Raw genomic sequence first — 7,455 nt, 5'->3', positions numbered from 1 at the left:
TCCGTTTTCGCTATGCGAGTATTTCGAAGCCATTTCACTTCCGCTTGCGGGCTGGGGAGATATCCTTAACGCATCTCCCGAATCAGCATTCCAGAATGTTACACCGCCGGTATGAACACCGTAGGTGTCATTGATTTGCTTTAAGTATTTGCACCAAACCATCCCCCCATTATCAATAATTCCTCCCTTCCAAACGGATAGGTCTGTGAAGTTCCATTTGGGAAAGGCCATGTCTTCCAGCCTGGTTGTTGCGCCGTAATTACGGGTAATATCCCAGGTTATTTTATCTCCTTTGATATTGAAATTCCATATTTCTTTAACCTGAACTGCATCTGTTCCGTAGGTGATACCGCTTAGCGATATCCCTTTCGGCGTTTTAGTTACTTTGATATCGCCGGTTTGATTGACAGATGAGACGGTTTTACTATCCGTAGTGATACCCGTGTATACACCTGATGGTGATATCGTATTTTTATTTTTCAGGTTCACCTGTTTAATAAGGCATCCCTTGGAGTAATCTACTTTGAGGGAAAGCTTTTGATCAGGCGTTGTAATGGTAATAACCCTGGTATCCGGGTTGTGCAGGATGCCATTTTGTGAAAAACATTGATCCGGGATCAGGATGAAACTGATAATGATTGCTGATATTCGCGTCATAAACGGGAGGAAATTGAACACCGGTTGCCAACAGGCATAAACGATTGTTTTGTAAAGTTAATAGTACTCTTCGGTCAGCCAGGCTGCACCAGCGAATTTACGCCCGAATATTAAAACCATTTTTATATTAAAAGGCCTTTTATTTGCACTTTTTGACGGCTATATAGCTTTCCCTAATGCTAATATCTGTTACTCGACCCTGACAGGCTGCTGCATAACTTCCGGGTAAACGCCGGATTGCCATCAACCGCCAGGCCCTTATCGGGATGGGAAGACCCCGGTATTGGCCTCCGGGGGCATTTCACAGGCCACTACTTATCTGCCGTTGCAATGCTGGCAGAAAGGAATAAGGATATGGCGGCAATACACCGGCTAAATTACATCGTTAACGAATTGTACAAATGCCAGCAGGCCCTTGGCAATGGTTATCTGAGCGCATTCCCGGAAAAAGATTTTGATACGCTGGAGAAAAAGTATGGAGGCGTATGGGCGCCATATTATACCCTCCACAAATTATGCAGGGGCTTTTAGACGTTTATGTTCGTACAGGTAACTGGAAAGCTTATGTGATGGTGGACAACATGGCAGCCTACGTTGAAAAAAGAATGAGCAAACTAAGCCCGGAGACCATTGACAAAATACTCTATACTCCTGAAGCCAATCCTTCTAACGAGGCAGGCGGTATGAATGATGTATTGTATAAGCTTTAGGAGGTTTCCCATCACCCAAAGCATCTGGCCCTGGCCAGGAATATGCTGGTCAATCATCATGCATACGCTAATGGTTCCAGCAGCGGCCCGCGCCCGAATGTCGTTACACCAACATCGCTGACGTCTGAGCTTTGGGGCGTACCTGGTCACCTCAGCAATACGATGACGAAAGAGATTGCAGAGTCGTGTGTATCACACAATACCCAAAAACTAACCGCTATGCTATTCTCCTGGAGCGGCGACGCCAAATATGCGGATGCCTACATGAATACGTTTTATAATTCAATAATGCCAATACAAAATGCCCAAAACGGGACAGTGGTTTATCATTTACCTTTAGGCTCCCCGCAAACAAAAAAAATTTTAAAAGACGATGATTTCCGGTGCTGCAAGGGCCGTCTGTTGAAGCATTTGCAGCATTGAATACCGGCATCTATTACCATAATGATTTAACATTATGGGTGAATATGTATATCCCGTCTCAATTAAACTGGAAAGCAAAGTCGCTTTCTCTGGAACAAAGCGGAAACTTCCCGACCCGGTTATTGAATTTACCTTCAAAGAGGCGAAGAAAGCAAAGCTTACTTTAAATATGTTAATACCGGGTTGGTCGAAAAAAATTGAGGTGTATGTCAATGATCAGCAACAAGTGATCAACGCCACCCCTGGCTCTTACCTGTCATTGCAGCGGGTATGGAAGAACAATGATAAGATCAGGCTGGTATTCCATTACGATTTTTATCTGAAGCCAATGCCCGATGATGAGAACGTTTTTGCCATTTTTTATGGTCCGGTAATGCTGGCTGCCGAAACGGCTGCTGAATTCATATTGAAAGGCCGTAAAGACGATATTTTAAGAAATATAACCCCGACGGGCGACAATACATTCCGGTTGATAAACGGGGGAAAGACATTTGTTTTGCGCCCACTGAGCGACATCAATCAGCAATCTTATGGTGTTTACGCAACGATCAGGAATTATTGATCAGGCATAATGCTAAAAGTTCTGCAAAAGCATTAGTATTTAAAACCGATTCGTTTAATCAGCAAGAAAGTAAGTTATGGGCGCCCATTCTTGCGGATGTCTGCTGATTTATGAATTTATCAAAGCCGCTATATCACTATCCTGATGCCCGCATTAATTTACCGGAACTTTTTCTGCATCATACCAGTTAACGGTCTTATGAAGTATCTCCTCAAATTTAAAGATATCGTCGAGTGTCATAATCTCTGTTCTTGTTTCTTTCTTTTGTTCATCAAAGGTACCGATATATTTTCGGGAACTGTTGAAGTACAACCTGCATATTGTTTTCCGGTTATTGTCGTCCAGCAGTATGGCGAAATAGGATTGAGCATCCCGGTATGCTACCCTGGCTGGCTTTATTATCTGGCGAAGAATTGTTTTTACAATCATATAACCTTCTTTTTCCTCTTCGGTGGTTTCAATTACCGCGCCCTTCTCTTCGGTAATGACTGGGGCTAATTCCTTTTCGGGATCAGACGGCGCCGCCTCATTTTCCTTTAATGCAGATTTAAGCCTTTCAGTGATCAGGTCATTGATGTATTGTTGTATCGACTTTTTAGTAAGAGCGCCGAACTGCTCCACCATTTTTGATGTTAACATTCCCTTGTATATCTGCCTGGCAAAGAGTTTAATCAATCCTTCAGAAGGATTTTGAAACTCCATATTTATCAGCGTTTTGAGCTCATTCATATATTTTAGCTCGCTCGCAGTGGTTTGGATACTTTCCAGGTTGAAGTATGACTTGTGGAATTTCTTTAGTTCTTCGATCTGGTTGTCTTTTATATCTGTAACATTAAATTCAAAGAATGGCTTGTCATCCATTTTATTCTGTTCAGCAAGGTCTGTATAAAACCGGTAAATTATTCCATTGGATAACAGGCCGAACTTAGCGCTGGTCGTATGAAAATACCGGAAAAGCTGGGAGTTATGCGGATCCAGGCTTTCACCCCAATGCTTGCACTCGATGAGTATAGAAGGTTTACCTTCTTTCAGGATCGCATAATCCACTTTCTCACCCTTCTTGATCCCGATATCCGCAATGAATTCCGGCATTACCTCGAACGGATCAAATACGTCGTAACCCAGCACTTTAATAAAGGGCATGATAAAAGCATTCTTGGTTGCTTCTTCTGTTTGAATCTGGTTTTTAAGCTTTTCGACTTTATCGCCGAAGAGTTTTATTTCATCTTTAAAATCCATCGGAAATTTTTTATTAGTATTGTTGAGAATTTTATTATTCAAATCTTTTTCCCAGGGCATCAAGGCGTCGCATCTGTAAGTTCATGTGATGCAGTACCACTTTTTCGTAATCATTTGACTTATCGCCCAGCTTACTGAATAGTACCAGCATTTCTATGAACAGGAAAAACAGGATCCACAGGATCCAGAAACAAAATGCAACGGGGGAGGCGGATAACATTTGCTTCATGATCGTTAGCTCATCCAGGAATCCTGTGCTTGCCTTCATTTCCTTTTCCAGTGCAGGCTTTATACCGAGCAATTCATTTTCCCTCTGGGCCCGTTGTTGCCGCATAGCGCCAATGGTGGAGTCGAGGGAGGGTAGCAATGCTATTTTAGGATTTGGCAGCAGCGTAGATGCAACAACAACATCGCTTAATGTTTTCCAGACAGTAGAATCCCGGCCGGAAGTTGCCACTGTTTGCACGGGCACCCGTTTGGTGGCTGTTTGGGTAGTTTTTGCAGTTGTGGTGGGATGTTTACTGATATCCTGGATATAATTATCTCTTTCCTGTTCTTTTTTACTGATCGTGGTATCCAACGCGGCAATCTGCTTTCTTAATTCTTCCGTTTTTGAGGGTAGTATCCTGTCTACTTTCGCAGATACATAGGAAATCTTTTCGATCTCAATATCTTTTTCGAACAATATCTGGTCGATGATCACAGCGCCCAGAATGGACATCATGAAGGCCAGGCAACCCCTGAAAAACAGCAGCAGCCTGCTGGGATGAATAGATAAGACGATCTGCTTTTCAACCTGTATAATGATGATGGTTGAAAGTGTTCCCGCCAGGATGCAACCTGGCAGGCTGAGCGACAGGTAGCGATGCGCAAAAGTGAAACCGATAAAGAACCACAGGATGCAAACGATCAGCATAGCTGCGGTATACTTCTTCACGGATTTAAAGGCAGCTTCGCTGCAGTTTTTGAGGATGTTATAGTTGTATCCGGTGATGAAGCAGCCGAAACGGATCCATAGATGTTTCATAAGGCCCGGTTTAAAAATTTTTGTTCAGAATGATATGACCTGAAATTGCCGCAAGACCATTCCTGAATCCACGGGTATAGCTGATAATGATGCCATGCGCAACGCCCTCGTTAAGCTTTGCCTGCTCTTCAATTTCTTTGACCTGGCTGATATGGCTCTCGGCAATTTCCTTCTTAACAACAAGCTCTTCTACTGTATCTATCATTCCACTTCTGCTCCTGCTTGAGATGTGGAAATTGATTTGCCGGATAAAGTCTTCATAAAACGTTTTTACCTTCCGGATAGATCTTTCCAGGTCATTCTTCAGCGCAATCACATTTTGATTCAGATGGGTGGCATCGGGATTTATCAATGCATCATTATACCCCTTGGATTCATAATTCTTGTCGAGGAAATCGTATAGAAGATGAATTCCACCATTGAATGGCGCAACGGGTTTTTCAGCGGGTGGCTCTTTTTCCGGTGCCTCTTTTTCAATGAAGGTAGTTTCCGGGATATCGGGTATAGCTTCTTCGATTGCCAGGGTATGGGAATGACCATTTTGGCGTTGCCGGTTGAAAATATCAAATAAGCTCATAGATATTTTATTAAATAGTGATAGTAGGTACTTTGTATTTATTATGTCCTTTGTTATGACAAGACTCGCAAAGCGTAATGAGCAAATGACCGGGATATTCCCATGGGAGGCGGAATTTCTGCTCGCTGGCTATAAAATGGTATTGGCGGTGATGCACCTGCAGATCTTTATCACTACGGCAGTGAACACAGCGGTGCATGTCGCGTTGCAGTATTTCCTTTCGTTTCGTTTTCCAGTCGGGGTGGAATAAAAGTGCACCATAGCTGCCATGTGATTTAGTATTCAGGAAGTCCTGTCCCTTAGGTTTTGCAGGAGGGGATTTTGCAGTCATATCTTCCCGGATATACCTGCTGTAAGATTGATCTCCGTTAAATTGTAAATATTTATATGGCGTATTGTTTGGAGTTGTCATAATAATACAGGTTGATGTTTTATAGTATAGTTTCAATTGTATCCGGTTTACTGTTCCCACTTACAAAGAGTTCTGGTTGTCATTGCTTCTTCAAGGTGAACGCTGATGATCTGATGTTTGCAATTCTTTAATCCAGGGCATTTTGAATTGTAATGATACCTTGTGGCAGCTTTGCTGTCGCAGATATAGACCGTTATCTGGTTGCAGTGAATGCCACTTATAAGCAGCCAGGCATATAGGAGTTTCATGGTGTAATGATTCAGAGGGAAAAAAGGGTTACAAAAGGATGGCTATCGTTTAACTGGTATGGCAGGGTTTACAACAGGTTAAACAACCATTCACGTTTCGATAATGCTTCCCTGCTTCACGGACCGCTTCCTGGCAGGTGTCAAATTCTCCCAGGTAAGTCCGGCTATACATCATAGCAAAGTATTCACAGGTATTAACATGAACTTCATGATCGCCGTTAGGCTGGGCGTTATTATTTACATAATATAGCTGTTTCATGGTATTGATTTTAATGTATAAGACAAAAGTATATTCCACTGATCTTCTTTTTTTACGGGAAACCGTAATCTGTTGCTGCAGTAGAAATTTTTGAAAAATGGATGTTCAATGTATATTTTCCGCTGATCCTTTCAGTACGGGAAACCGTAAGCTGCAATTCTTTCCCATACTTAACTTGCGGGAAATATTCATTCCGATTATTCAGTTCTATAATCTCACTTATGGCGACACTTTTTATTGATTACCAGCAACTGGTCATGCACGCGTATGAACAAAAAAAAGTAAACAATGCGTTACCTCACGGATTGACGCATCTCACCCCTGCGAAACTCAAAGATGAATGTGTGAAAAGATGTACCAAAGAAGTAAGCAGGCGTGATGAAAAGGTTATCAGGGATTTCTGTGGTGATTTGAACGAATCGAGAAATTATTATACCATTCTTCAGCGATGCGACACAGATAAGTTCAGACCGCTGGTGAATTACCTGAAAGGGAAGTCTGAAAATACGGAAGAGAAAAATATCGAGCTGTTGGCCTGGTTGATTGACTTTCCGGACCGCCCCTGGAAAATAGGAAAGCAGATTTCCGGCGATGGGGACATAAATGAAGAGCTGTTGTTGAACGAGGCGGCCCCCGTAACAGGAGACCAGACAATAGTACGGAGCCCGGCGACCTTCCTGCTGGCAGCCGGAAGCGGTGAGCCGATAGAAACCCAGGTAACTCCGGGCATCCCGGGGGAAAAGAGCGGAGGCAATAAAACAGGGAATCCCGGTGATCAGAAAATAAGCAGGAAATCCACGAAAACGCTGGTAGCCGCGGTTATGTTATCGCTGGTGCTGGGCACAGGCAGTACATGGTGGTGGAAAGAGAAAAATCACACGGGCGACTGTATGTATTGGCGGGAAGATCATTACGAACCTATCGCCTGTAATGAGAAAATACCCAATACGGTGATCATAGCGCTGGATGCCATAAAGCTGAAGAGTTTCAGGAAAATCACCAGGCCGGACACCATCAGCTACCAGGCCATAGGAAAGGTATGGTATTCCAAGATTGATACGAATATGGAATACTTTACGTCGCCGGGAGAGCATCCGGTGATTTATGGCCGTCAGCTGAAGCCAATTACCGCTTACATTATAGATAAACATATTAAGCATATTCTCACAGGGGGGATCACGAAATAGTGTCAGTTAAACGCTTTATCAGTCCGGCGAAGAAATTCTCTACATAGGAGCTTAATTGCTCCTTTTTTTATTTTAAGCTCCGATTTTATCCGCGCAATACTTATATTTATTGTATATTAACTATGGCTGGTTTAGCAACTTTTGCCTGGAATTC

At 42.9% G+C, this 7,455-nt stretch carries 9 protein-coding genes and 2 pseudogenes; 5 read left to right on the top strand and 6 right to left on the bottom strand.

All coding sequences use genetic code 11. The features are described from left to right. Positions 1 to 657: pseudogene (locus tag VIM72_RS24530) on the bottom strand (hypothetical protein); the annotation flags it as partial. A gap of 237 nt (positions 658 to 894) precedes the next feature. Here VIM72_RS24530 and VIM72_RS24525 point away from each other — a divergent pair. From VIM72_RS24525 to VIM72_RS24515, 4 genes and pseudogenes are all read left to right on the top strand, one after another. Further along, positions 895 to 1,188: a beta-L-arabinofuranosidase domain-containing protein gene (locus VIM72_RS24525; RefSeq protein ID WP_332005461.1), complete on the top strand. Its 294-nt coding sequence runs from the start codon at positions 895 to 897 to the stop codon at positions 1,186 to 1,188. Then, positions 1,173 to 1,367: a beta-L-arabinofuranosidase domain-containing protein gene (locus tag VIM72_RS24520; RefSeq protein WP_332005460.1), complete on the top strand. Its 195-nt coding sequence runs from the start codon at positions 1,173 to 1,175 to the stop codon at positions 1,365 to 1,367. Before VIM72_RS24525 ends, VIM72_RS24520 begins: the two co-directional genes overlap by 16 nt. A 42-nt stretch (positions 1,368 to 1,409) precedes the next feature. After that, positions 1,410 to 1,790 (top strand): beta-L-arabinofuranosidase domain-containing protein, encoded by a 381-nt coding sequence (locus VIM72_RS32435; RefSeq protein ID WP_414649015.1) that lies wholly within the window; start codon positions 1,410 to 1,412, stop codon positions 1,788 to 1,790. A gap of 44 nt (positions 1,791 to 1,834) precedes the next feature. Then, positions 1,835 to 2,352 (top strand): annotated as a pseudogene (locus VIM72_RS24515) (hypothetical protein). Between the two features lie 153 nt (positions 2,353 to 2,505). Here the strand turns inward: VIM72_RS24515 and VIM72_RS24510 are convergent. The 5 genes from VIM72_RS24510 to VIM72_RS24490 form a co-directional block, all read right to left on the bottom strand. Next, complete coding sequence (locus VIM72_RS24510; protein WP_332005458.1) at positions 2,506 to 3,591, bottom strand: type I restriction endonuclease; 1,086 nt, start codon at positions 3,589 to 3,591, stop codon at positions 2,506 to 2,508. 34 nt (positions 3,592 to 3,625) lie between these two features. Continuing rightward, positions 3,626 to 4,618 carry a DUF4407 domain-containing protein gene (locus VIM72_RS24505; RefSeq protein WP_332005457.1) on the bottom strand — a complete coding sequence of 331 codons (993 nt, stop codon included), beginning with the start codon at positions 4,616 to 4,618 and terminating at the stop codon, positions 3,626 to 3,628. 10 nt (positions 4,619 to 4,628) lie between these two features. Beyond that, the gene (locus tag VIM72_RS24500) at positions 4,629 to 5,195 is read right to left on the bottom strand and encodes a hypothetical protein (RefSeq protein WP_332005456.1); all 567 of its coding nucleotides are present in this window, start codon (positions 5,193 to 5,195) and stop codon (positions 4,629 to 4,631) included. A 10-nt stretch (positions 5,196 to 5,205) separates the two neighbouring features. After that, a complete protein-coding gene (locus tag VIM72_RS24495) occupies positions 5,206 to 5,526 on the bottom strand; it encodes an HNH endonuclease (RefSeq protein WP_332005455.1) in 321 nt (106 codons plus the stop codon). 378 nt (positions 5,527 to 5,904) lie between these two features. Continuing rightward, the gene (locus VIM72_RS24490; RefSeq protein WP_332005454.1) at positions 5,905 to 6,114 is read right to left on the bottom strand and encodes a hypothetical protein; all 210 of its coding nucleotides are present in this window, start codon (positions 6,112 to 6,114) and stop codon (positions 5,905 to 5,907) included. Between the two features lie 221 nt (positions 6,115 to 6,335). On the opposite strand from VIM72_RS24490, the gene VIM72_RS24485 reads away from it, so the two are divergent. Next, positions 6,336 to 7,301, top strand: coding sequence for a hypothetical protein (locus tag VIM72_RS24485; RefSeq protein ID WP_332005453.1), 966 nt, complete (start codon positions 6,336 to 6,338; stop codon positions 7,299 to 7,301). Positions 7,302 to 7,455: the final 154 nt, after the last annotated feature.

This window comes from Chitinophaga sp. (genome assembly GCF_036569185.1).
In the GTDB taxonomy this organism is placed as follows: domain Bacteria; phylum Bacteroidota; class Bacteroidia; order Chitinophagales; family Chitinophagaceae; genus Chitinophaga.
This window is presented reverse-complemented; position numbering and strand designations above follow the sequence as displayed.